Here is a 21,822-nt window from a genome sequence, read left to right as displayed (position 1 = left end):
ATTCACCTCACGCCGCGATAAATCCGCACCGCCGCTGCCACCAGCGCCGGATTGCCCGCCGCAATGCTGCCGTCCGGCAGGTGCTTGCCGTCCTCCAGCCCGACACGGGTGGAAAACTTCCGCGCTGCCGCCCGCTCGACGAAGGGCCACACCGTCGCGTTCTCGCCATGCAGCAGGATCGAGCGGCGGATGCCGGCTCGCGCCAGCACCGCTTCGATGCCGTCGGCAACGGCGAAGGCCTCGTCGAGCGTCTGTTCGGAAATCTCGACCAGGACGCGCAGCACGCGTCCGCCATGGTCGAGCGCCACCAGCCGTTCGGCGTCGGCGATGGAAGCCAGGCCCGCCTCGATGCCGATGCCGCGCTGGCGCAGGCTTTCCATCACGACAGGCGCGGCCGTCTCGCTGAGATTGACCGAGGCATAGTCCGGCAGCTCTCCCCAGCCGGCGATGGCGACCAGCGTGCGCAGGTCGTCCTTTTCGATCCAGGCGCCGGTCGACACACCGATCAGCGTGCCCGGACAGGCGCGCCGCAGCGTCGCCACCGTGCGGTCCACCGCTTCGGGCGTCAGGCTTTCCTGCCCGTCGGCGCCGCGCGCATGGACATGCAGCTCGGCGGCGCCGGACGCAGTTGAAGCAGCGCCGTCGCGCGCCATGGCGTCCGGGTCAAGCGGCAGGGCGGCGTGAAAGTCGGCGGGTCGGGCGCCGTTGATGCAGGCCTGGACGATCATGGCGGCGATCCCGTTCGAGTTGAGTCTGACGCACAGGCGTATAGCGTCAGTGTGGGCGATTTGCGTCGCCGCGCCTAACCCAAATATTCCTGTCTCAGCCTCTCCTTTACCCGCGCCAGAGCCGGCTCGCCGCCGTCCGCCAGCTCAGTGGCAATCTGAGCAAGGTCATCGTCGGCCTTGCGATATTTACTGCCCCAGGCGCCGAGCGTCGCCAGGACCGGCAGAAGGTGGATGCCGGCTTCGGTCAGCCGGTAGATCGCCTTCAGCCTGTGGGTCGGGTCGTCGCTGCGGGTGAGGATGCCTTCCTCCTGCAGCGTCTGCAGCCGCTCGGCGAGCGTTCGCGACGAGATGCCTTCGTCCGACTGCAGGAATTCGCGAAAATGCCTTTTCCCGGCGAAGACCAGGTCGCGGATGATGAGCAGCGTCCAGCGGTCGCCAAGCAGCTCGAGCGACAGGCTGATCGGGCAGCCGGACCGTTCCCTGGTCGACATAACTACGGTTCCATTTTTAAATCACTTTACCATTGACACCATTGCCTTCGTGCGTCAAATGGTTCCAAAAGTAAATTGATTGGAAGCACGACGAGGGACGGGAGATGAAGAAACTCATCCTGCAAATGCAGATGTCGGTCGACGGCTTCGTCGGTGCCGAGGACGACCATCTCTGGCAGCTCTGGGAGTGGGGCGACGACAGTGCTTGGGACGACGAGCTGAAGCAGGACTTCAACGCCGTCTTCGAAAACATCGACACCATCCTGCTCAGCCGCAAGATGGCGGAGGAGGGCTATCTGAACCACTGGGGCAAGGCGGCGACGAAATTCCCGAAGGACCGCTTCTATGCCTTTGCCCAGCGCATCGTCGAAGCGCAGAAGGTGGTGCTGAGCGACAGGCTGAAGGCCACGCGATGGGAGCGCACGACCGTCGCAAGCGGCGACCTGCCGCGCGAGGTCACTAGGCTGAGGGCGGGCGAGGGCGGCAACATCGCCGTCTTCGGCGGCGCCGGCTTCGCCTCGGCGCTGATTGCCGCCGGGCTGGTCGACGAATTCCAGCTGTTCATCAATCCGGCGGTGCTGGGCGCCGGCCGCCGCATCTTCGGCCGGGGCGGCTTCTCCAGGCTGAAGCTCATCGGTTCGAAAGCCTATGCCAGCGGCATGGTGGTGAGCCGCTACGCGCCGGCCGTGTGAGGGGCACTCAAGGCGTGCTCCTGAATCGGTCTCGCAGTGCGCCCTCTCAACTGCTTGTTCGCTTGGGCTTTTCCTGCGGGACGGGGAATTGTCTGCGTTCCGCTTTACCGGCCAGGATGCGACCCCGGCACGACTGCCCGAATCTGGATTGCTCCGGCGAGGTCTGCCTCAAACGGCCCCGGTGACCGGCGCCAGCTCAACCCGGTGCCGACGCCCAAGGGTTTGCGTCCCCGCCCTGAGGTTCCAACATTGGCTACGGCCGCGAACCACTGGGCTTCACGCAATGTCAAACCAGCAAGCACGCAGCCAGCGTAGTCCGCAGGCTCGTCAATCCTCGTGTCAAACACCGCCCAAGTATCAGGCGGCTCCTGCACTGCAACGAACCGCATTTGAGACCCCATCATGCGAAGAGCACCCACTGTAGCAGCGGGCGTGCTGTAGTCATGTGAGCAAGTCAACATATTAGCAACATCTCATATTAAAGCCCAGCCTTCGCCTTTGAACTTTTCGGCATCGAGATCGGGCAGATGCCTGGATAGGCGCCCGGGCATCGCATCCGTCGTCACTCGATCGGCAGCAAACCGCGCTGCCTGTCGCCATCTGAATCGACCGTGTCCATGGCCGAAAACAGGCGCTCGCGCCCGATCAGCCAGGGTTTGTGTCGCTGATTGACGTCAAGGACGTCCTCCGCCTCAATGGGCCGGGGCGCCTCGCTGGTCCGCATCGGTCAGCGTGCCCAAGAAGGCGACGATGTCGTCGATCTCAGCGTCGGTCAGCGCCGGCCTGTCGCCCGGCTTCCTGCCGTTGAAAGGCGGGTCCGTGTTGAGGTTTCCCCAATAAGCCTTTGGCAGGTCGTCGAATTTATCGACCGTGCCGTCGGCCTTCTTCGGATACCAGCGGCCGGGATCGCTGTCGCGGCTGACGTAGAAGGCAACCGCATCGCGCAGCGTGTGGAAATAGCCATTGTGGAAGAAGCTCTTCCGCAGCGCCACATTGCGCAGCGTCGGCGTTTTGAACAGGCCGCAATATTCGGACCGACCCTTGAAGTCGGTGCGTAGCGGACCGCACATGCCAAGGTCGACATAGGCCGGATCGGCATTGGCCGGGATCGCCGGGTTGCGCGGCACGCCGACGGCGATCAGGCCGTAATCGGTGAATTGGGGCGGCTCGCCATTGTTGGAGGGCTCGCCCAAGTGACAGCTTGCGCAATTGCCCTTGGTCTCGTCCTCGAACAGGGCGCGGCCGCGCAGCTCTTGGGTCGTAAGCGTCGCCTTGCCGGCGAGGAAGGCGTCGTAGCGGCTGGAATAGGGGTAGAAGTCGGCGCTGCTCTGCTCGAAGGTGCCGAGCGCCTCGACCGCGGCGTCGAAGGCAGCATCCGGCCGTTCGAACACGTCGTCGCCGAACGCCGCTTTGAACTCCTGCGCATACGCGGCCTTGCTCAGGGCGGCGGCCACAGCGCTCTCATCCTTGTTGGCCATTTCGAAAGGCGAGAGCAGGGGGATCTTCGCCTGCTCCTGGCCGCGATCGGCGCGGCCGTCCCAGGTCAGCCCGCCGGTCGGGCCGTTGTCGACGCTCTCGTCGCCCTCATCCTCGGAATCATAAAAGTGCTCGCTGAAGGCGGGCGCCGCCTGCAGGTAGCGCAGCGACGGGACGGCGCGCAGGCCCGGGCGGTCGAGGTTGGGTCCGCCTATTTCGACGGGCGCGGCCGAGACCGGACCGAAGGCGTGGTTGGGATCATGGCAGGAGGAGCAGGCCTGCCTGCCCGAGGCCGACAGCGACGGATCGAGGAACATTTTGCGGCCGAGCGCAGTCAGCGCCTGCGCCCGCGCATAGGCCCCCGCGCGCGACAGCGGACCGGGATGGGTGCTGCCCGCCGTGTTCGCGGGCGCGGCGAAGCCGGAAATCGACGCCGTGGCGATCGCGATAGCCAGGCTTTTCCATCGTCTCGTCATGGGGCGCGGTCCGGTTTTCCCACCCGGCAACTAGGTGCCCAGTGCAACGGATTGATGACCGGTCTCGGTGCTCACGCAACCGTGTTCGCGGTGGCGAAAAATGTCACAAAAGTGACAGGGCATCGCAGTAGCTGCTTCCACGCCTGTTTGTTCGTCGATTGCCGCCCTCCAGCCATTCCCCAAGCCACGAGGCACCATCCCATGACTAGGTCTTTCTCCTCGCTCTGCCTGGCCTCCACGGCCCTGGTATCGCTCGCCGCCGCCGCGCAGGCGGCCCCCGCCGGCTACGACAAGATCGACACCGTCGTCGTCATCTATGCCGAGAACCGCAGCTTCGATAATCTCTATGGCGGCTTCCCTGGCGCCAATGGCCTCGCCAATGTCTCGGCCGACCAGGCGCGCCAGCTTGACCGCGATGGCAAGCCGCTCACCGAACTGCCGCCGGCCTGGGGCGGCCTGACCGGCAAGGGCGTGACGCCGGCGGTGACGGAGGCCGAGACCGCGCATCTCGCCAATGCCAGCTTCGCCATCGACGATCCCAAGGGCTTCAATGAGAACACCGGCGTCATCACCCGCGACCTCTGGCACCGCTTCTACCAGGAGCAGATGCAGATCGACGCCGGCCGGAACGACAAGTTCGTTGCCTGGGCCGATTCCGGCTCCCTCGTCATGGGTCACTATGACGGCTCGGCGCTGCCGATGTGGGCGGTGGGCAAAAAATACGTGCTCGCCGACAATTTCTTCCAGGGCGCCTTCGGCGGCTCCTTCCTCAACCACATCATGCTCGCCTGCGCCTGCGTGCCGGTCTATCCGCATGCCGATACCAGCCCGGTGAAGGGCCAGATCGCGGTCGTCGAGCCCGACGGCGTGACGCTGAAGGCGGCCGACAATTCACCACCCTCCGCGCTCGGCGGCGCGCCGAAATTCGTCAATGACGGCGCCATCACGCCGGACTTCTATGCCGTCAACACCATGCAGCCGCCTTACCAGCCGAGCGCCAACAAGCCGGCCGAGGGCGGCGACAAGGCGCTCGCCGATCCGGCGGCGCCCACCACGCTGCCGCCGCAGCACGAGATCACCATCGGCGACCTGCTGTCGCTGAAGGGCATCTCCTGGGCCTGGTATTCCGGCGCCTGGCAGGCGGCGCTCGACGGCAAGAACGCCACGCCGGTGCCGAACTTCCAATTCCACCACCAGCCGTTCAACTATTTCGCGGCCTACGCGCCAGGCACGCCCGCGCGCGCGGAGCATCTGAAGGACGGCGGCCTCGACGGTGTGGAATTCATCAAGGCGATCGACGAAGGCAAGCTGCCCTCGGTGAGCTTCTACAAGCCGCAGGGCAATCTCAACGAGCATGGCGGCTATGCCGACGTCACCAGCGGCGACAAGCATCTGGCCGATATCGTGTCGCATCTGGAGAAGAGCCCACAATGGCCGCACATGCTGGTTGTCGTCACCTATGACGAGAATGGCGGCTTCTGGGATCATGTCGCGCCGCCGAAGGCCGACCGCTGGGGTCCGGGCAATCGCATCCCCGCCTTCATCATCTCGCCCTATGCGAGGATGGGCACCGTCGACCACACGCAATACGATACGACCTCTATCCTGCGCTTCATCACGGCACGCTACGACCTGCCGGTGCTGCCGGGCATCGTCGCCCGTGACAAGGCGCTGCGCAACAACGACCAGCCGCCGATGGGCGATCTCTCCGCCGCGCTCGATCTGACGCGCTGAGCAGTCGAAGCTCCGGCGAAAGGCCTGCCCAAGCAGGCCTTTCCGTTGCGCGTCGGAAAGGCTCGCTTCGCCTAGGCCGTCAAAGCGCCAGGTTGTTCGAAAAGCGCGTAGAGCTGGGATGCCGGCATTGGCCGGCCGAAGAGCCAACCCTGGACGTCGGTGCAGCCGTTCTCCCTGACCAGGCGATACTGGTCTTCGGTCTCGACACCCTCGGCGGTCGTGGTCATGCCGAGTGTGGTGCCGAGCTCGGCGACGGCCTTGACGATGGCCCGGCTTTCGCTGCTCTCGCACATCAGGCTGACGAAGCTGCGATCGATCTTGATGCGGTTGAATGGGAACGACCGCAGATAGCTCAATGAGGAATACCCGGTGCCGAAATCGTCCATGGCGATGCTGATGCCGAGATCACGCAGGCTGTGGAGCGTCTGGATGGTGTGCTCGTTGTGGGCCAGGAGCACCGACTCGGTGATCTCGAGCTCCAGGCGCGACGGCATGAGACCCGACGCTGCAAGTGCCGATGCGACCTGAAGCGGCAGTGACTGCTGCTTGAACTGCGCGGGCGAGAGGTTGACGGCGACCTTAACGGGCAGGGGCCACTTCGCCGCATCGGCGCAGGCCTGCCGCAGGATCCAGTCGCCGAGCGTGTCGATGACCCCGGTCTCCTCGGAAAGCTGGATGAATTCCGACGGCGCAAGCAGGCCAAGGCGCGGATGGTTCCATCGCACAAGGGCTTCGAAGCCAGTGAGGTTCGACGTCTTTGCTTCGTGCAGCGGTTGATAGTGCAGCACGAACTGATCGTTTGCCACTGCCAGAGCCAGCTCGGCCTCAATCAGCCGACGCTCCTGCAGTCGCGCATCCATTCCGGGCTCGAATGACCGGCACGTGCCGCGGCCTTCCATCTTGGCCTTGTACAAAGCGAGGTCGGCATTGCGGATGAGGATTTCCGAGCTATCGCCGTCATCTGGAAAGACTGCGATGCCGATACTGCCGCCGATGTTGATGGTATGGCCCTGGATCTGGAATTCGTCGGACAGTGCGTGAATGACCCGGCTGGCCAGCGCGCCTGCCTGCTCGTCGCCATCGAGCAGAAGCTGGAGGATGATGAATTCGTCGCCGCCCACCCTTGCCACCATGGCGGTTTCGCTGGCTTGTTGAATGAGGCGCTTCGCCACGGCGCCAAGAAGCTCATCTCCGATCGGATGGCCGAGCGTGTCGTTCACCGGCTTGAATCGGTCGAGATCGACGCAGTGGACCGCCAGTTTCTCGCTGTCTCTGAGGCTCTTCAAGGCCTCGTCCATGGTCTCGGCGAGTAGACCGCGATTGGGCAGGCCGGTGAGAATGTCGTGCGTGGCAAGGTGCTGGATCTCGGCGGTACGTTCCTCCACCCGCCGCTCCAGGGTCTCGGCGGCGTCCGCCTGCATCGACATCGTACGCCCGATCGCATGCCAGCACACCAGCGCCAGCAAGGTGACGATGACGGTCGCGGCGTAGCCAGCCCGTTCGAACTCGCGAACCGACCGGACGTCGACATTGCCCTCGAACCTGCTGTTCGGAAAACCAACCCAGAGCCGCCACGCGCTTTTCGGATCGTTGAGGGAAAGCGGGATCACTTCCGAGTAGACCAACTTCGGATCGGGCGCGGTGAACGACCGTGTGTCGGCTGCCAGCGAGGTCGAAAGTCGATGCTGGTCGGATTCGAAATCGTAGCCCGCATTGACGATGACATAGTCGGTGCTGGGCACAAGCTTCCTGAGCGCCGAGGTGAGCATGATCGCTGAAACCGAGCCGCGCAGGTTGCCGTCGGCCGCAAAGACGGGAACAGAAAGGATGAAGCCCGATCGGTCTGCGTCGTCGCCGCTGTGGAAGAAGTCCGTGTTGTCGCAGGTGATCAGTTCCTTGGTGCCGATGATCGGCACGTTGAGCCCCTCGATGTTGCTCGAATTCGGATAGTTGGCCTTAAGCCAGGCAAGCTGCTTGGCGAGCTCATGGTATTCGTAGGTTTCGACCTCCTCGGCCGGGCGCGCCAGCGCGCTGTCATCGAGCTTTGCCTGCTTTGGCGATCCCGCCGCGTCCGATCGCGCCCTGGCATTCACGATCAGCTGGTCGAACTGGAGGATCGGCTCCTCCAGCTTGCCCGTCACCGCGTCGAAACGGTCGGGGTCGAAATCCAGCGGCAGGAAATAGACCTCGGAAATGGAAACGTTGTTGGCCAGGTTGTTGTAGATCTGCTGGATCGTGGCGCGGCCCTCGTCGCCAAGGTTCGTGCCATGGCGGTCAAGGTTTCGCACGCTTGGCAGGTAGGTCAGCGTCCGCACGTTCTCGTAGATGGCGTGCAACGCATCTTCGACGGTCTTGGCGGTCGCCTGGGATGCCGCATGGGAATTCTCGAGGTAGCGTTCCTTTGCCAGCGCGAAATTCCGCTGGGCGTCGATGTGCAGCGCGGCCAGCGCCACCACACCGGTCAACAGGATCAGAACAAATCCGGCCAGTCGCCTGAAGGCGTTCATTCCGCGGCCCCCGTCAATCGGCAAGACTTAGCGCACCGCGGTTTAGGAATCGCTAATATGGGTGAGATCGCGCTGCCTTGGCGCCCCGCCAGACACCAGCGGTGAGGTCGTCTCAGCGGGATCCATGCGGTAATGTCCCGGCCCCCTGCGATGCGGCACGCAGCCTGAATCGATTAGGCAGAATATGCCGCCATCGGATTGTTTTTTCAGGCTTTCAGCAGGACCGTCGCCTTCCAGCCGGCGCCTTCAGCCTTGCTCGTCCACCCAGATCAACCGCAGCAGCCGCAGCAGCGTCGCCCGTTCCTTGCTTGTCAGCCGGTGCAGGAAGCGGTCCTCGTGCCGGCGCACCTGCCGCCGCCAAGCCGGCATCGCGTCTCTGGCCGCCTCGGTCAGGCTGAGCTCCTGCACGCGCCTGTCCTCGGCATGGTCGTCGCGCTCGATCAGGCCGCGCTCCTCCAGTTCGGCGAGCAGCGGCGCCATGTTGGCGCTCTTCATGCCGAGCAGCCGGCAGAGCTCGGCGGCGCGGATGCCCGGCCGCTCGTCGATCAGCGCCAGCATGGCATAGGTGACGGGACGCAACGACGCCTCCGCCATCTCGACGGCGAAATCGTTGAGTGCCAGCGCCGAGGCGCGTCGGAGGTTATAGCCGATCTGCGCGTCGAGCGCGTCCTCGTCGAGGTCATTGCTGGTTTCGTCCATGCCCGATCGATTGCCGCGATCCGGCCCCTTGTCAAGGTAAAAATATTATGCGACATAGCAAAGGTAAACGCTATGCAGCATAGCTATCTCGGAGGAGTTGACCCATGGCAGGAGAAACCGAAGACACCGTCGCCTTCGATGTCGAGGACGGCATCGCCTGGGTGCGCTTCAACCGGCCGGCCAAGCGCAATTCGATGAGCCCGGCGCTCAACCGGCGCATGATGCAGGTGCTCGACGAGCTCGAATTCCGCGACGATGTCGGCGTTCTCGTGCTCTCGGGCGAGGGCGCCGCCTGGTCGGCGGGTATGGACCTCAAGGAATATTTCCGCGAGACCGAGGCGAAGGGCCTGGGCGCCGTGCGCAAGGCCCAGGGCGAGGCTTACGGCTGGTGGCGGCGGCTGCGCTGGTACCGCGTGCCGACCATCGCGATGGTCAATGGCTGGTGCTTTGGCGGCGGTTATGGCCCGCTGTTTGCCTGCGATCTCGCCTTCGCCGCCGACGAGGCGCAGTTCGCGCTCTCCGAGATCAACTGGGGCATCCTGCCCGGCGGCGGCGCCACCAAGGTGGTGGTCGATCTGCTGTCGATGCGTGACGCCATGTATCACGCGCTGACCGGTGAGTTGATCGACGGCCGCAAGGCGGCGGCCTGGAAGCTGGTCAATGAAAGCGTGCCGCTCAGTGGCTTGAAGGCGCGCGTCGCCGAGGTGGCAGAAATCCTCCTGAAGAAGAACCCGGTCGCGCTCAAGGCCACCAAGGATGCCATCCGCCGTGTCGCCGAGATGACCTACGACAATGCCGAGGACTATCTGGTGCGGGCGCAGGAGGCGGCGAATTCCTTCGACAATGAAGGCCGCAAGGAAGGCATCCGCCAGTTCATCGACGAAAAGAGCTACAAGCCCGGCCTCGCCGCCTACGACAAGGCGAGATGATCCGGGCGGTGACCTGACGCCCTGCCGGCATTGATGCCGCAGGCAACAGATACGGCGCGTGACACGGGAGGAGATCGCAATGCCGGCCTGGACGACACCGGACCCCGTTGCCCTGCACGCCAGGGCGCAGCCGGACCGCCTCGCTTGCGTCGACCTGGCGTCCGGGCGGCGCTGGACCTATGCGGCGCTCGACGACGCCATCCAGCGCGCGGTCGCGGTGCTTGAAAGCAACCATGGCATAAAGCAAGGGCAGCGGATCGCCACGCTGGCCCGCAACAGCGCCGACCTCGTTATCCTGCAGCAGGCGGCGACGCGCCTCGGCGCCATCTTCGTGCCGGTCAACTGGCGGCTGGCCGCGCCTGAGCGCCAGGCGATCCTGGCCGACTGCGGTCCCGTGCTTCTGGTCCACGACACCGCGCTCGACATGGCGCCGCCTGACTGCGCGCCGCTCGAGGTCTCGCGCTTCGCGGCGGCGGTAGAGGAGGCCGCGCCGGCGCCGCGCCGCCCTTTGCCGGAAGCCGACCGGCCGTCGATCATCCTCTACACCTCGGGCACATCGGGCCAACCGAAGGGCGTCATCGTCACCGAGGCCAACGCTTTCGCCACCGCGGTCAATTTCGGCGTCATCGGCCGCGTCGGCCATGACAGCGTCTTCCTCTGCGACGCGCCGATGTTCCATGTCATCGGCCTGATCACCAACCTGCGTCCGGTGCTGCTCAAGGGCGGCACGGTGCTGGTCTCCGCCGGCTTCGACCCCGGTGTCACCAACCGCCGGCTGGCCGACCCGGCGCTCGGCGTCACCCACTATTTCTGCGTGCCGCAGATGGCGAGGATGCTGCGCGAGCATGCCGGCTTTGCGCCCGCGCGCTGGACCTCGCTTGTCGCACTCTTCACCGGCGGCGCGCCGAATCCCGCAGCGGACATCCTATGGTGGCTGGCGCAGGGCGTGCCGATGGTCGACGGTTTCGGCATGACGGAAGCCGGCACCGTGCTCGGCATGCCGCTGGAGGTCGAGCGCATCACCGGCAAGGCGGGCTCGGCCGGCCTGCCGGCGCCGATGGTCTCACTGCGCATCGTCGATGACGCCAGCAATGATGCCGCACCGGGCGAGACGGGCGAGATGTGGCTCGCCGGCCCCAATATCACGCCGGGCTATTGGAACCGGGTGGACGAGACGGCGCGCGCCTTCAGCGCGGACGGCTGGTTTCGCACCGGCGACTTGGCGCGGCGCGACGAAGACGGCTTTGTCACTTTGGTCGACCGCCGCAAGGACATGTTCATCTCCGGCGGCGAGAACGTCTTCCCGGCCGAAGTCGAGATGGCGCTGCTCGCCCATCCTGATATCGCCGAGGTGGCGGTGATCGGTGTCGCCGACGAGCGCTGGGGCGAGGTCGGCCGCGCCTTCGTGGTGATGCAGCCGGGTCGCGCGCTCGACCCGGGCTCACTCGCCAGCCACTGCGCCGCGCGCATCGCCCGTTACAAGGTGCCCAAGGAATTCTTCCCCGTGGAGATCCTGCCGCGCACAGCATCGGGCAAGGTCCAGAAGCATCTGCTGCGGAGCCTGAAATAGATAGTCTGGAATCCGGTCCAGCACCTTGCATTGAACACCCATCCTGCGCCAGGAAGGAGTATGTCCGACAACTACCTGCGGTTGGTTTCGTATGATCCGCACTGGCGCCCCGGCGAGGCGGCAGCCAGGGATGCGGTGACGATCGTGCGAGGTTTGTTTCCACGGGCCGAACATATCGGGGTCGAATTCGAAGAAGGGGTGACATTCTTCGACGCCGGCGCGAACACGGAAAGCATCAACTGCCCCCTGTGTGGCAGTGACCTCGAGGACTGGTGGGGCGAGGCGATGGACCGGGCGGCTGTATCGGGCTTTGAAGACCTTGCGGCCGTGACGCCTTGCTGCCACAGGCCCACTTCGCTCAACGATCTGCGCTATGTCTGGCCTGCCGCGTTCGGCAGCTGCGCGCTCACGGTTTTCAATCCAGGCGAGACATCACTTGCTGCCGACCAGCTGGGCAGGGTCGAGCAGGCAATCGGTTCACCGCTGAAGGTCATCTGGCATCATCTTTGAGGCCATCGTCGATCGACCTCGGTTGGATCTAGCGCGGCAAAAGCTCGTCGATTTCTGGGCGGAGCAGCGCGCGACCCGATCTACTCGATCAGCAGCAAGCCTCGCTTTTTGTCGCCATCGCTGTCGATAGTGTCCATGGCCGAGAACAGACGCTCGCGCTCGATCAGCCACGGCTTGTAGCGCTCGTTTACATCGAGGACGAAAACCATGTCTTCGGCCTCCAGATATCCTCCGATCGGGGAAAAATGGCCGCTGCCGGCGCCGAAAATCTTCTCGCGTGTAAAGTTGATGATGTAGCGGCGGCTCGGATCGTTGGCACGCCTCAAGTGCTCGCGGAACTCGTCGGCGCTCAGGTTCCGCAACACCGAGACTTTCCGCGTGGTCTTCGTTCGAGCGACCTCGGCAACCTCGTCCAACGTCAGCCCGATAATGCAAAAGCCTGTCCAGCATTTGCCTGTGCCCTCGAGGACTTCGGCTTCGGTCGTCTCCTCTTCGCCGATCGAGCGGAATGTATTTGCGAGGCTTGCCGGCCCACATCGTGAGCTGTTCGATTGCCAGTCAAGGGCAGTGGTGAAAGTAGCAGCCACCGGCAGCTTCCAGGCGCTGTCGATCAATGCGGGGGTGCGGATAACCGACGACTGGATTGCGTCCGGCGAAACCGCGGACCGACCAGTCAAAAGTGCGCCGCCGCCGAGCAGGCCAACGCCGGCAATGCCTGCAATCAAAGCGAAAACGAGACTGCGCTTCATTGCCGAACCTCGAAACAGTGCAGCAACAGGACAATGCAGGAGGCAGTACAGCGTAGTGAAATCCGAGACATCAGTCGATGTTGCTGCGTCGGCCCTAAGCGTACCATATAGCGGGCCAGGGCGCGCGCCACTGTGGCTGCGCCCCTGATTTTTGACGGGCCGCCGACCGAAAGGGATTCTGCGATGAGCGAGCTGAAGATCAGAACCCGCGTCACCGGCGCGCTGGCCGTCCTGCAACCCGGCGGCCTGCCGGTCGTCACAACGCCGACCGGCGGCGCGGTCGATGTCGTCACCAGCGTAAGCGCGCCGGGCTTCAACCCGCTCGACCTGCTCTACGCCTCGCTCGCCGCCTGCATGGTGCTGAGTGCCCGCATCGCCGCCACGCGCCTTGGCGTCGCCGCCCGGCTCGGCGAGGTGCGCGCCGAGGTCGGCGGCGAGAAGGCGGCCGACGAGCCGTCCCGCGTCGCCCGCTTCAACATCAGGCTCGATATTTCCGGCGATCTCGACACGGCGACCAAGCAGCGCATCGTCGAGGATGCCGAGGCGATCTGCACCGTCTCCAACACGCTGCGCGCCGCGCCCGAACTGCACACGACGCTTGGGTGAGGGGTCCATTCCCATGGCCATGATCCAGCCAATCGACTACGCGACGGCATCCGAAGAAATCCGCGCCGAGCACGACAGGGAGCTCAGCCTGCGCGGCCGCATGACCAACATGAAGCGCATCCTGCTGCATTCGCCGGCCGCCCACCGCATCTATGCCGAATGGTTCACGCTGCGCGACCTGCTCAAACCCGCGCTCGACGACCGCGCCATCTGGCTGTTCTCGACGGCGATCGCCGAGACGATGCGCGCCGAAATACCGATCACCTTCTTCCGCCGCGCCCTGATCGATTCCGGCCTCGATCCCGAGGCGATCGAGCCGACCGCCGACGAGACACTGCTTGTCGCCTTCGGCAAGGTGGTCGCCGCCGATGCCAATGCTGTTCCGGATGATATCTGGGCCGCGCTCAAGGCGCGCTACGACGATACGCTCTTGGTCGACCTCGTCGCCTTCGCCGGCATCATGCTGGCGACGTGTGTGTTCACCAATGCGGTCAGGGTGGATCTCGATCCGGAGCTGGAGAAGTATCGGCGCAAGGGTTGAAGGTTTGCGAGGCCGGCGGAGAGCCGATCTCCCCCCTTGCGGGGGAGATGCCCGGCAGGGCAGAGGGGGGTGCTGTCCCGCCAGCCTGTCAGTCTGCAGCTACCGTCTTCAACCGGCTTGCGATTGGGAATTGGGCAAAGCCGGCATTCCTTCGCACCCCCCCTCTGGCCTGCCGGCCATCTCCCCCGCAAGGGGGGGAGATTGGCAGCTTCACCGCCGCGCCTCCGCACGAATCGGGTGGCTCCCACCCTCCGTCCGCCCCATCTTCATGGCAGGCAAGCGACAGGAGGCCAGGCCCATGACCGTCCATTCCATAAGCGCCAAACGCGCGGCGCGCTCGGCCGAAGCACGCGTCGCCGACCAAGACTGGCGCGCTCTGACCGCCGAGCTGAACGCCCATGGCTGCGCCGTCATGGAAAACCTTCTCACCCCCGACGAATGCGCCGAAATCGCCGCGCTCTATCCGCACGAAGAACATTTCCGCAGCCATGTGGTGATGGCGCGCCATGGTTTCGGCAAGGGCGAGTACCGCTATTTCCGCTATTCGCTCCCCGATCTGATCGAAGGCCTGCGCACCGCGCTCTATCCGCGGCTTGCCGGCGTCGCCAACGACTGGAACGAGAAGATGGGTGTGGCGCTGCGCTATCCCGCTGACCACGCCGCCTTCCTCAAGCGCTGCCACGCCGAGGGGCAGACGAAGCCAACGCCGTTGCTCCTGCAATACGGCCCCGGCGACTTCAACTGCCTGCATCAGGACCTCTACGGCGCGCTCGCCTTTCCGCTGCAGGTGGCGATCCTCTTGTCCGAACCCGGCGAGGATTTCACCGGTGGCGAATTCGTGCTCACCGAGCAGCGCCCGCGTATGCAGAGCCGCGCCGAGGTGGTGCCGCTGAGGCGAGGCGACGCGGTGATCTTCGCCGTGCACAATCGGCCGGTGCAGGGCACCAAGGGCCACTATCGCGTCAACCTGCGCCACGGCGTCAGCCGCCTGCGCTCCGGCCGGCGGCATACGGTGGGGATCATCTTCCACGACGCGAAGTAACGTCCTCCGCTTCGGTGCTGCTCCTTCGTTCCGCTCGGAGACCGGCGAAGGCTTACACTTCATCGACGTCGAACAGCAGCATCGTCAGGTCGTCGTCTCCTGGCGCGAGTATCCGCCGGTCAGCGGCGCAGGCGATGCCGATTTCGGTTGCAAATGCGCTCTGCATATCGGCGAGGCTGTCGAAATACAGCGTCCCCACCAGATACGGCATCTCGCCCGCCGAGCGCTTGATGATGGGCCGCCTGCTGATGTCGTAGCGCCGCAGGCCGGGAAGCTTCTTGGCCAGCGGCACGTGAACCTCGAAATAGTGCCGGTCGAATGCCTCCGGATCGGCCGGGGTTTTGTAGATCACGAGCATCTTGGCCATCGTCTTGTTCCTGTCCTGTTGGTGTTGCCGGTCGGCTGCCAGGCAGGCCGCCGCGCCAATGTCGTTCCGCGAGGGCGGATTTCGACAATCCGCGGATTCTTGTTTTCCTGCGCGGGGCCTCGCCACCATCTGCGGCGCTTCTGCCTCTTCCCCCGGCAGCTTCATTCGGGTAAGCGCTCGGGACAAATCCCGCCACATCAGCGCAGTTACCCGGACCTCCCCATGATCCGTCTTGAAAATATCGGCAAGCAGAACGGCCGACAGATCGTCTTCATCGAGGCCTCGGCCGCCTTGCAGAAGGGCGAGAAGGTCGGCCTCGTCGGTCCGAACGGCGCCGGCAAGACGACGTTGTTCCGCATGATCACCGGGCAGGAGCAGCCGGACGAAGGGCAGGTCCAGGTCGATCGCGGCGTCACCATCGGCTATTTCAGCCAGGACGTCGGCGACATGGAAGGCATGAGCGCCGTCGCCGAGGTGATGGAGGGTGCAGGACCGGTGAGCGCGGTTGCCGCAGAGATGCGCGAGCTGGAGCACGCCATGGGCGACCCCGATCGCGCCGACGAGATGGACGCCATCATCGAGCGCTACGGCGAATTGCAGCACCGCTTCGAGGAGCTCGACGGCTATGCGCTCGACGGCCGGGCACGCGAGGTGCTGGACGGCCTCGGCTTCTCGCAGGAGATGATGGACGGCGACGTCGCCAAACTCTCCGGCGGCTGGAAGATGCGCGTCGCGCTCGCCCGCATCCTGTTGATGCGGCCCGATGTCATGCTGCTCGACGAGCCGAGCAACCATCTCGACCTCGAAAGCCTGATCTGGCTGGAGCAATTCCTCAAGAATTATGACGGCGCGCTGCTGATGACCTCGCACGACCGCGAGTTCATGAACCGCATCGTCACCAAGATCGTCGAGATCGACGCCGGTTCGCTCACCTCCTACTCCGGCAACTACGAATTCTACCAGGAGCAGCGGGCGCTGGCCGACAAGCAGCTGCAGGCGCAGTTCGAGCGCCAGCAGGCAATGCTGGCGAAGGAGATCGCCTTCATCGAGCGCTTCAAGGCGCGCGCTTCACACGCGGCACAAGTGCAGAGCCGGGTGAAGAAGCTCGACAAGATCGACCGCGTCGAGCCGCCGAAGCGCCGCCAGGTCGTGAACTTCGAGTTCCAGCCGGCGCCGCGCTGCGGCGAGGACGTGGCGACGCTGAAGGGGATCCACAAATCCTACGGCAGCCGCGCCATCTATTCAGGCCTCGACTTCCAGGTGCGCCGGCGCGAGCGCTGGTGCGTCATGGGCATCAACGGCGCCGGCAAGTCGACGCTCCTGAAACTGGTCGCCGGCGCTTCCGAGCCCGACCAGGGCACGGTGGCGCGCGGTCCGAGCGTCAAGATGGGCTATTTCGCTCAGCACGCCATGGAGCTGCTGGAGGGCGAGCGCACCGTGTTCCAGACGCTGGAAGACAATTTCCCGCAGGCCGGCCAGGCGCCGCTACGCGCGCTTGCCGGCTGCTTCGGCTTTTCCGGCGACGAGATCGAGAAGAAATGCCGCGTGCTGTCTGGCGGCGAGAAGGCGCGGCTGGTGATGGCGCTGATGCTGTTCGACCCGCCGAACCTGTTGGTGCTCGACGAGCCGACCAACCATCTGGACATGGCGACCAAGGAGATGCTGATCAACGCGCTTTCACAGTACGAAGGCACGATGCTTTTCGTCTCGCACGACCGCCATTTCCTGGCCGCGCTTTCCAATCGCGTGCTCGAACTGACGCCCGACGGCGTCCACACCTATGGCGGCGGCTATACGGAATATGTCGAGCGGACGGGCCAGGAGGCGCCGGGCCTGCGGGGTTAGAGAGACCGCTATGACCCGAAGCGGCCCTCAGCCGGCCGATGCGGCGGTGAAAACCGCCAATTGAGCGTCGAAGGCACGCTTGAAGGCCGGCCGCGCTTCGCCACGGGCGACATAGGCGGCGAGGTTCGGATATTCGTTCAGCAGACCCGATCTGTGCAACCTGCGCAGCACACCCACCATCATCAGGTCACCGGCGCTGAACGCACCATCGAGCCAGTCGGCATCGGCAAGGCGATCGGAAAGCGCGCCGAGCCGGTCACGGATGCGATCCTCGACCATGGGCAGGCGCTGCGAGTGCCAGCTCTCGCCGCGCTCGAGCACTACGGCGTTTTGCAGCTCGAGAATCGGCGGCTCCAGCGTGCTGAGCGCGGCAAACATCCAGGTGATGGCGCGCGCCCGGGCGTTCGCATCGTCTGGCAGCAGGCCCGCGTGGCGCTCCGCGATATGGAACACGATCGCTCCCGACTCGAACAAGGCGAGATCGCCTTCCTCATAGGTCGGAATCTGCCCGAAGGGATGAAGCGCGCGATGCGCGGGTTCCTTCATCTGGCTGAACGAGACAAGGCGAACATCGTAGGGTTGGCCCACTTCTTCGAGCGCCCAGCGAACACGCATGTCGCGTGCCTGTCCGCTGCCGCGGTCCGGCGACTGTTCGAAGGCTGTGATTGTGGGGGTCATTGAAGGGCTCCGGTATCGCGCTTTGCATCCAGAGGACGAACGACCGGCGCGGCTCCCGACAACCTACCTGGTTTTCTTCTGCCATGCGATTTTGCGGTCCGCATTTTCCGCGCGGCCATTGCTGGCGAACGGCGCAAGAGCGGCGTGCCAAGCTTGTCAGCGATATCGAGCTTGTCCGCGCAAGGGCAGACGGGAGCTGCTTGCGCGCCGACGTCGCTGCCTGACCCAACTCGGGGACCTTCGCAGTGCTCCGACGGATAGCGGCTTTGGCTCGGGACGAACCGACGATGCGCTGATCAAAGACTCTGACGCTCGCTTACTACTTGACCTTTAGCGTCTCCAGCCACCCGGCGACACGCTCGATGGTCTGGCGCTCTTGCGGCGCCTGCATCGAGAACCCTTCCATCAGGCGCGCCTGAGGGGCGTGGCTGGCCAGAACGGCCTGGCTGTTGCCGAGACCGAAGCCGCCATGCGTGATAAACGGAATGATGGTCTTGCCCGCGAGGTCGCTGACCGCCAGGAAGGAGCGGATTACGGGCGGTGCGGTTTCACCCCAGATGGGGAACCCCAGAAACACCGTCGTATAGGATGCGGTGCTCGCAAGCTGCGCCTTGAGCGGCGGCCGATCACCGCGATCGCGCTCCTGCCTCGCCTGCTCGACGGTCTCGAAGTAATCGGCCGGATAAGGTATCGCCAACTCGATCTCGAAGAGATCGGCCGGCAGTGCTCGGCTGAGTTGCCCGGCGATGACACGAGTGTTGCCGCTTCGCGAAAAGAACGCCACGAGCGCCTTGCCATCCAAGCGGGGTGCGGCTTCGACCTGCGTGACCAACGCACTTCCGGCCGCGAGCGGCAGCAATAGGGATGACATGAGGAACTCCCGGCTGGTAGGCTTTTGCGTATCGTTCACGGTGCAGATCCCAATCAAAGCCCGGTCATCTTGAGCGCGGCTTCAGGCAGGCGTTCGCCCTGAACCTCGATCTTCGCCAGGGCGTAGGCGAGTTCCTGCAGGTCTTGCACGGTCAGCGTTACGTCGATGGCTCCAAGGTTCTCCTCGAGGCGGTGTGGTTTGGTGGTGCCGGGGATCGGCACGATCCAAGGCTTCTGGGCCAGCAGCCAGGCAAGTGCTATCTGGGCAGGTGTTGCGCCCTTGCGTTTCGCCACAGACTTGACGACGTCGACCAAGGCCATATTGGCTTTGCGCGCCTGCGGAGAGAAACGCGGCACGCTGTTGCGGAAGTCGGTTGGGTCGAATTTGGTATTCTCATCAATCTTGCCGGTCAGAAAACCGGCGCCGAGCGGGCTGAACGGCACGAAGCCGATGGCGAGTTCCTCAAGCGTTGGCAAAAGCTCGGCTTCCGGCCCGCGCCAGAAGAGCGAATATTCGCTCTGCACTGCCGTGAGCGGTTGCACCGCATGGGCTCGGCGGATCGTCTGAACGCCTGCTTCAGAGAGACCGAAGTGTCCCACCTTGCCGTCGGCAATCAGGTCCCTGATCGCGCCTGCGACATCCTCGATCGGCACATCTGGGTCGACACGGTGCTGATAGAAAATGTCGATGCGATCGGTCTTCAGGCGCCTGAGCGAGGCCTCGGCCACCGCCTTGATGTGCTCGGGACGGCTGTTGGTGCGGCCGCTACGGTTGCCCGTTTCAAGGTCGATGTCGAACCCGAACTTGGTGGCGATGACCACCTGGTCGCGGATCGGCGCAAGCGCTTCGCCGACAAGCTCCTCATTGACGAAGGGACCGTAGGCCTCCGCCGTGTCGAACAGTCTAACCCCGCGCTCATGGGCGGTGCGGATGAAGTCGACCATATCCCGTTTGTTTGCCGGTGGGCCGTAGGCCGAGCTCATGCCCATACAGCCGAGCCCAAGGGCGGAGACCTCGAGTGTTCCAAGCTTGCGAGTGTTCATAGCAGGCTCCCTTGCGTCGCTTTGGGGTTGTTGAGCTCAGGTCTTTTCCGGGGCTTCGACGCCGGAAAAGATCAGCACTGCGTCAGGAAGGCGCGCTCCCTGAACCTGGATTTCGCCGGCCGCAGCGTTGAATTCCGCAAGTTCCTCCGGCGTGAACCGGACCGAATCCGCGCCGATGTTTTCGAGCAGGTGCGGCATCTGGGTTGTCCCTGGAATGGGAACAATCCATGGCTTCTGCGCCATCAACCAGGCGAGCGCCATTTGCGCGGGACTGGCGTTCTTGAGCTTGGCCCAACTCTTGAGCAGTTCAACGAGCGCCAGATTGTGCGGCAGGTTCTCCGGTGAGAACCGGCCCTCGACCTTGCGGATGTCGCCGTCGGCGAACCGGGTTTTGGCGTCGATGGCGCCTGTCAGGAAACTCACTCCGAGCGGGCTCCACGGGACGAAGCCGATGCCGAGTTCCGCGCAAAGCGGAAGCACCTCCCGTTCCGGACCGCGCCATAGCAGCGAGTATTCGCTCTGGACGGCCGTGATCGGCAGCGCGGCGTGAGCGCGGCGGAGGGTGTTCAGCCCCATCTCGGACAGGCCCCAGTGCATGACCTTGCCCTGGTCCATGAGATCCTTGACCGCGCCGGCAACGTCCTCGATCGGCACATCCGGGTCGACCCGGTGCTGGTAGAGCAGGTCAACGCGATCAGTGCGCAGGCGCTTTAGCATCCCGTCGACCGCCAGTTTGATGTGGTCCGGACGGCTGTTCAGCCCTGGGCGGCGTTCGCCGGTCTCAAGATCGATGTTCCAACCAAACTTCGAGGTGATCACGACACGGTCTCGGAACGGCGCTACTCCCTCGCCAAGGATCCGCTCGACCTCGTGCGGGCCGTAGGCCTCGGCGGCGTCGAAGAAGGTCACACCTCGATCGAAGGCAGTCCGGATAATGTTGATCATCTCGGGCCGGGTCGGGATTGTCGTCTGATAGGTCCGGCTCATGTTCTGGACACCGAGGCCAAGGCTCGAGACTTCCAGCGAACCCAACTTCCGCCGCCCGCTCAGCGATGCGGTGCTGCTGACGCCCGTCCCTTGAGCGGCCTCTTGGGCTGGCGCCTTGGATCCGGTGGCTACGAGAAGCGGCGCCGCCGCGAGACTTCCCGCCGCGCCCAGAAAGCCACGGCGCCCCATCCTCAAAATGCGTTCGTTTGCCATGCTTGCTCTTCCTTCCGCTGATGCTGCGAAGAAGATAGGGGATGCGGCATCATGCGATAACCTGCTACAATCCGCATGATCCTGTTGGCTGGACTAACAAATACGCCATGCAGAACTTCAACGATCTTGCCGCATTCGCGACTGTCGCCCGGGAACGGAGCTTCACGCGCGCGGCAGCCAAGCTGGGGGTATCACCCTCGGCGCTCAGTCAGACCGTCCGCAATCTTGAGGAGCGGGTCGGACTTAGACTTCTCACTCGGACCACGCGCAGTGTGGCACCAACCGAAGCCGGTGATCGCCTTTTGCGCACGTTGATCCCAAGGTTCGAGGAGATCGAGGCCGAACTGGCCACTTTGAACGAGCTACGCGAAAAACCGGCCGGAAGGGTCCGCATCACCGCCGGTGAGCACCCGGCGATTGCCGTTCTGCAGCCCGCACTCAAACGGTTCCTGCCGGACTATCCGGACGTCCAGGTTGAGATCATCGTCGACTACGGCCTGACTGATATTGTCGCCGAAGGTTACGACGCCGGCGTCCGCATGGGTGAGCAGGTGGCGAAGGACATGGTGGCTGTCCGCATAGGGCCCGACATCCGCATGGCCGTGGTTGGTTCGCCGGAATATTTCAAGCGCTTCCCGGCCCCACAAACCCCGCAGGACCTTACCGCGCACAAATGCATCAACATGCGGCTGCCGACTTACGGCGGGCTGTTTCCGTGGGGTCTCGAGAAGGACGGCCGCGAGGTAAAGGTGCGGGGCGACGGTCAGCTGATCTTCAACAATCTTGGCATGCGGCTGAGTTCAGCGCTGGACGGGCTGGGAGTCGCCTATATGCCTGAGGATCAGGTGCTGCCCCACATTGCGGAGGGGCGGCTCATCCGGGTGCTGGAGGAATGGTGCCCGTACTTCCCGGGCTATCACCTGTATTACCCAAGCCGGCGTCACACGTCACCTGCGCTATCCGTCCTGGTGGACGTTCTGCGTCATCGGGGCAGCTGATAGGTGCGGTACGTGTCCGACTCCAGCCAACGCCGGTAATGACCGACATGCGGCGCATAGCCGCCGTGGG

General features: G+C 64.4%; 21 protein-coding genes. 10 read left to right on the top strand and 11 right to left on the bottom strand.

Annotation, left to right across the window (positions count from 1 at the left end; all coding sequences use genetic code 11):
• Positions 1-2: 2 nt before the first annotated feature.
• Together JG743_RS22850 and JG743_RS22845 are read right to left on the bottom strand one after the other, a co-directional pair.
• Positions 3-728, bottom strand: a complete 726-nt coding sequence (locus JG743_RS22850; RefSeq protein WP_202292983.1) for a 3-keto-5-aminohexanoate cleavage protein — start codon at positions 726-728, stop codon at positions 3-5.
• 74 nt (positions 729-802) lie between these two features.
• Positions 803-1,219, bottom strand: a complete 417-nt coding sequence (locus JG743_RS22845; RefSeq protein WP_202292982.1) for a winged helix-turn-helix transcriptional regulator — start codon at positions 1,217-1,219, stop codon at positions 803-805.
• 104 nt (positions 1,220-1,323) lie between these two features.
• Here JG743_RS22845 and JG743_RS22840 point away from each other — a divergent pair, with 104 nt between their 5' ends.
• Entirely contained in the window at positions 1,324-1,911 is a 588-nt protein-coding gene (locus JG743_RS22840) for a dihydrofolate reductase family protein (RefSeq protein ID WP_202292981.1), read from the top strand.
• 692 nt (positions 1,912-2,603) lie between these two features.
• On the opposite strand, the gene JG743_RS22835 is transcribed toward JG743_RS22840, so the two are convergent.
• The gene (locus tag JG743_RS22835; RefSeq protein WP_202292980.1) at positions 2,604-3,863 is read right to left on the bottom strand and encodes a cytochrome-c peroxidase; all 1,260 of its coding nucleotides are present in this window, start codon (positions 3,861-3,863) and stop codon (positions 2,604-2,606) included.
• Positions 3,864-4,064: 201 nt separating this feature from the next.
• On the opposite strand from JG743_RS22835, the gene JG743_RS22830 reads away from it, so the two are divergent.
• On the top strand, positions 4,065-5,597 hold the full coding sequence (locus JG743_RS22830) for an acid phosphatase (RefSeq protein WP_202292979.1): 1,533 nt from the start codon (positions 4,065-4,067) through the stop codon (positions 5,595-5,597).
• Between the two features lie 71 nt (positions 5,598-5,668).
• Here the strand turns inward: JG743_RS22830 and JG743_RS22825 are convergent, their stop codons facing one another.
• Positions 5,669-8,104 (bottom strand): putative bifunctional diguanylate cyclase/phosphodiesterase, encoded by a 2,436-nt coding sequence (locus tag JG743_RS22825; protein ID WP_202292978.1) that lies wholly within the window; start codon positions 8,102-8,104, stop codon positions 5,669-5,671.
• 246 nt (positions 8,105-8,350) lie between these two features.
• Positions 8,351-8,803, bottom strand: coding sequence for a MarR family winged helix-turn-helix transcriptional regulator (locus tag JG743_RS22820; protein WP_202292977.1), 453 nt, complete (start codon positions 8,801-8,803; stop codon positions 8,351-8,353).
• A gap of 104 nt (positions 8,804-8,907) precedes the next feature.
• On the opposite strand from JG743_RS22820, the gene JG743_RS22815 reads away from it, so the two are divergent.
• From JG743_RS22815 to JG743_RS22805, 3 genes are all read left to right on the top strand, one after another.
• Complete coding sequence (locus JG743_RS22815) at positions 8,908-9,732, top strand: p-hydroxycinnamoyl CoA hydratase/lyase (RefSeq protein WP_202292976.1); 825 nt, start codon at positions 8,908-8,910, stop codon at positions 9,730-9,732.
• A 79-nt stretch (positions 9,733-9,811) separates the two neighbouring features.
• Positions 9,812-11,302: an AMP-binding protein gene (locus tag JG743_RS22810; RefSeq protein ID WP_202292975.1), complete on the top strand. Its 1,491-nt coding sequence runs from the start codon at positions 9,812-9,814 to the stop codon at positions 11,300-11,302.
• Positions 11,303-11,362: 60 nt separating this feature from the next.
• On the top strand, positions 11,363-11,812 hold the full coding sequence (locus JG743_RS22805; protein WP_202292974.1) for a hypothetical protein: 450 nt from the start codon (positions 11,363-11,365) through the stop codon (positions 11,810-11,812).
• Between the two features lie 80 nt (positions 11,813-11,892).
• On the opposite strand, the gene JG743_RS22800 is transcribed toward JG743_RS22805, so the two are convergent.
• Positions 11,893-12,561, bottom strand: coding sequence for a phytochelatin synthase family protein (locus JG743_RS22800; protein WP_202292973.1), 669 nt, complete (start codon positions 12,559-12,561; stop codon positions 11,893-11,895).
• 183 nt (positions 12,562-12,744) lie between these two features.
• On the opposite strand from JG743_RS22800, the gene JG743_RS22795 reads away from it, so the two are divergent.
• The 3 genes from JG743_RS22795 (at position 12,745) to JG743_RS22785 (ending at position 14,750) form a co-directional block, all read left to right on the top strand.
• Positions 12,745-13,167, top strand: coding sequence for an OsmC family protein (locus JG743_RS22795; protein ID WP_202292972.1), 423 nt, complete (start codon positions 12,745-12,747; stop codon positions 13,165-13,167).
• Positions 13,168-13,180: 13 nt separating this feature from the next.
• Positions 13,181-13,708 carry a hypothetical protein gene (locus tag JG743_RS22790; protein ID WP_202292971.1) on the top strand — a complete coding sequence of 176 codons (528 nt, stop codon included), beginning with the start codon at positions 13,181-13,183 and terminating at the stop codon, positions 13,706-13,708.
• A gap of 298 nt (positions 13,709-14,006) precedes the next feature.
• Positions 14,007-14,750, top strand: coding sequence for a 2OG-Fe(II) oxygenase (locus tag JG743_RS22785; RefSeq protein ID WP_202292970.1), 744 nt, complete (start codon positions 14,007-14,009; stop codon positions 14,748-14,750).
• A 52-nt stretch (positions 14,751-14,802) separates the two neighbouring features.
• Here JG743_RS22785 and JG743_RS22780 read toward each other — a convergent pair whose 3' ends face one another.
• Positions 14,803-15,282: an EthD family reductase gene (locus tag JG743_RS22780; RefSeq protein ID WP_244672882.1), complete on the bottom strand. Its 480-nt coding sequence runs from the start codon at positions 15,280-15,282 to the stop codon at positions 14,803-14,805.
• A 57-nt stretch (positions 15,283-15,339) separates the two neighbouring features.
• Between JG743_RS22780 and JG743_RS22775 the strand changes: the two genes are divergently transcribed.
• Positions 15,340-16,962, top strand: a complete 1,623-nt coding sequence (locus JG743_RS22775) for an ABC-F family ATP-binding cassette domain-containing protein (protein WP_202292969.1) — start codon at positions 15,340-15,342, stop codon at positions 16,960-16,962.
• 27 nt (positions 16,963-16,989) lie between these two features.
• Here the strand turns inward: JG743_RS22775 and JG743_RS22770 are convergent, their stop codons facing one another.
• The 4 genes from JG743_RS22770 to JG743_RS22755 all read right to left on the bottom strand — a co-directional run bounded on the left by JG743_RS22770 (position 16,990) and on the right by JG743_RS22755 (position 20,754).
• Positions 16,990-17,640: a glutathione S-transferase family protein gene (locus JG743_RS22770; RefSeq protein ID WP_202292968.1), complete on the bottom strand. Its 651-nt coding sequence runs from the start codon at positions 17,638-17,640 to the stop codon at positions 16,990-16,992.
• Between the two features lie 319 nt (positions 17,641-17,959).
• The gene (locus tag JG743_RS22765) at positions 17,960-18,511 is read right to left on the bottom strand and encodes a flavodoxin (RefSeq protein WP_202302899.1); all 552 of its coding nucleotides are present in this window, start codon (positions 18,509-18,511) and stop codon (positions 17,960-17,962) included.
• Positions 18,512-18,564: 53 nt separating this feature from the next.
• Positions 18,565-19,554 carry an aldo/keto reductase gene (locus JG743_RS22760; protein ID WP_202292967.1) on the bottom strand — a complete coding sequence of 330 codons (990 nt, stop codon included), beginning with the start codon at positions 19,552-19,554 and terminating at the stop codon, positions 18,565-18,567.
• 36 nt (positions 19,555-19,590) lie between these two features.
• Positions 19,591-20,754 carry an aldo/keto reductase gene (locus tag JG743_RS22755; protein ID WP_202292966.1) on the bottom strand — a complete coding sequence of 388 codons (1,164 nt, stop codon included), beginning with the start codon at positions 20,752-20,754 and terminating at the stop codon, positions 19,591-19,593.
• A gap of 107 nt (positions 20,755-20,861) precedes the next feature.
• Here JG743_RS22755 and JG743_RS22750 point away from each other — a divergent pair, with 107 nt between their 5' ends.
• Positions 20,862-21,752: a LysR family transcriptional regulator gene (locus JG743_RS22750; RefSeq protein WP_202302897.1), complete on the top strand. Its 891-nt coding sequence runs from the start codon at positions 20,862-20,864 to the stop codon at positions 21,750-21,752.
• The last annotated feature ends 70 nt before the right edge of the window (positions 21,753-21,822 follow it).

The organism is Mesorhizobium sp. 131-2-1 (genome assembly GCF_016756535.1).
GTDB lineage: Bacteria > Pseudomonadota > Alphaproteobacteria > Rhizobiales > Rhizobiaceae > Mesorhizobium.
This window is presented reverse-complemented; position numbering and strand designations above follow the sequence as displayed.

Excerpts from the sequence above, each read along its gene's own strand:
- JG743_RS22815 (WP_202292976.1), top strand. The coding sequence starts at position 8,908 with ATGGCAGGAGAAACCGAAGACACCGTCGCCTTCGATGTCGAGGACGGC.
- JG743_RS22825 (WP_202292978.1), bottom strand. The coding sequence starts at position 8,104 with ATGAACGCCTTCAGGCGACTGGCCGGATTTGTTCTGATCCTGTTGACC.
- JG743_RS22780 (WP_244672882.1), bottom strand. The coding sequence starts at position 15,282 with ATGAAGCTGCCGGGGGAAGAGGCAGAAGCGCCGCAGATGGTGGCGAGG.
- JG743_RS22785 (WP_202292970.1), top strand. The coding sequence starts at position 14,007 with ATGACCGTCCATTCCATAAGCGCCAAACGCGCGGCGCGCTCGGCCGAA.
- JG743_RS22800 (WP_202292973.1), bottom strand. The coding sequence starts at position 12,561 with ATGAAGCGCAGTCTCGTTTTCGCTTTGATTGCAGGCATTGCCGGCGTT.
- JG743_RS22765 (WP_202302899.1), bottom strand. The coding sequence starts at position 18,511 with ATGTCATCCCTATTGCTGCCGCTCGCGGCCGGAAGTGCGTTGGTCACG.
- JG743_RS22790 (WP_202292971.1), top strand. The coding sequence starts at position 13,181 with ATGGCCATGATCCAGCCAATCGACTACGCGACGGCATCCGAAGAAATC.
- JG743_RS22805 (WP_202292974.1), top strand. The coding sequence starts at position 11,363 with ATGTCCGACAACTACCTGCGGTTGGTTTCGTATGATCCGCACTGGCGC.
- JG743_RS22770 (WP_202292968.1), bottom strand. The coding sequence starts at position 17,640 with ATGACCCCCACAATCACAGCCTTCGAACAGTCGCCGGACCGCGGCAGC.
- JG743_RS22795 (WP_202292972.1), top strand. The coding sequence starts at position 12,745 with ATGAGCGAGCTGAAGATCAGAACCCGCGTCACCGGCGCGCTGGCCGTC.
- JG743_RS22850 (WP_202292983.1), bottom strand. The coding sequence starts at position 728 with ATGATCGTCCAGGCCTGCATCAACGGCGCCCGACCCGCCGACTTTCAC.
- JG743_RS22755 (WP_202292966.1), bottom strand. The coding sequence starts at position 20,754 with ATGGCAAACGAACGCATTTTGAGGATGGGGCGCCGTGGCTTTCTGGGC.
- JG743_RS22830 (WP_202292979.1), top strand. The coding sequence starts at position 4,065 with ATGACTAGGTCTTTCTCCTCGCTCTGCCTGGCCTCCACGGCCCTGGTA.
- JG743_RS22775 (WP_202292969.1), top strand. The coding sequence starts at position 15,340 with ATGATCCGTCTTGAAAATATCGGCAAGCAGAACGGCCGACAGATCGTC.
- JG743_RS22840 (WP_202292981.1), top strand. The coding sequence starts at position 1,324 with ATGAAGAAACTCATCCTGCAAATGCAGATGTCGGTCGACGGCTTCGTC.
- JG743_RS22820 (WP_202292977.1), bottom strand. The coding sequence starts at position 8,803 with ATGGACGAAACCAGCAATGACCTCGACGAGGACGCGCTCGACGCGCAG.
- JG743_RS22760 (WP_202292967.1), bottom strand. The coding sequence starts at position 19,554 with ATGAACACTCGCAAGCTTGGAACACTCGAGGTCTCCGCCCTTGGGCTC.
- JG743_RS22750 (WP_202302897.1), top strand. The coding sequence starts at position 20,862 with ATGCAGAACTTCAACGATCTTGCCGCATTCGCGACTGTCGCCCGGGAA.
- JG743_RS22810 (WP_202292975.1), top strand. The coding sequence starts at position 9,812 with ATGCCGGCCTGGACGACACCGGACCCCGTTGCCCTGCACGCCAGGGCG.
- JG743_RS22835 (WP_202292980.1), bottom strand. The coding sequence starts at position 3,863 with ATGACGAGACGATGGAAAAGCCTGGCTATCGCGATCGCCACGGCGTCG.
- JG743_RS22845 (WP_202292982.1), bottom strand. The coding sequence starts at position 1,219 with ATGTCGACCAGGGAACGGTCCGGCTGCCCGATCAGCCTGTCGCTCGAG.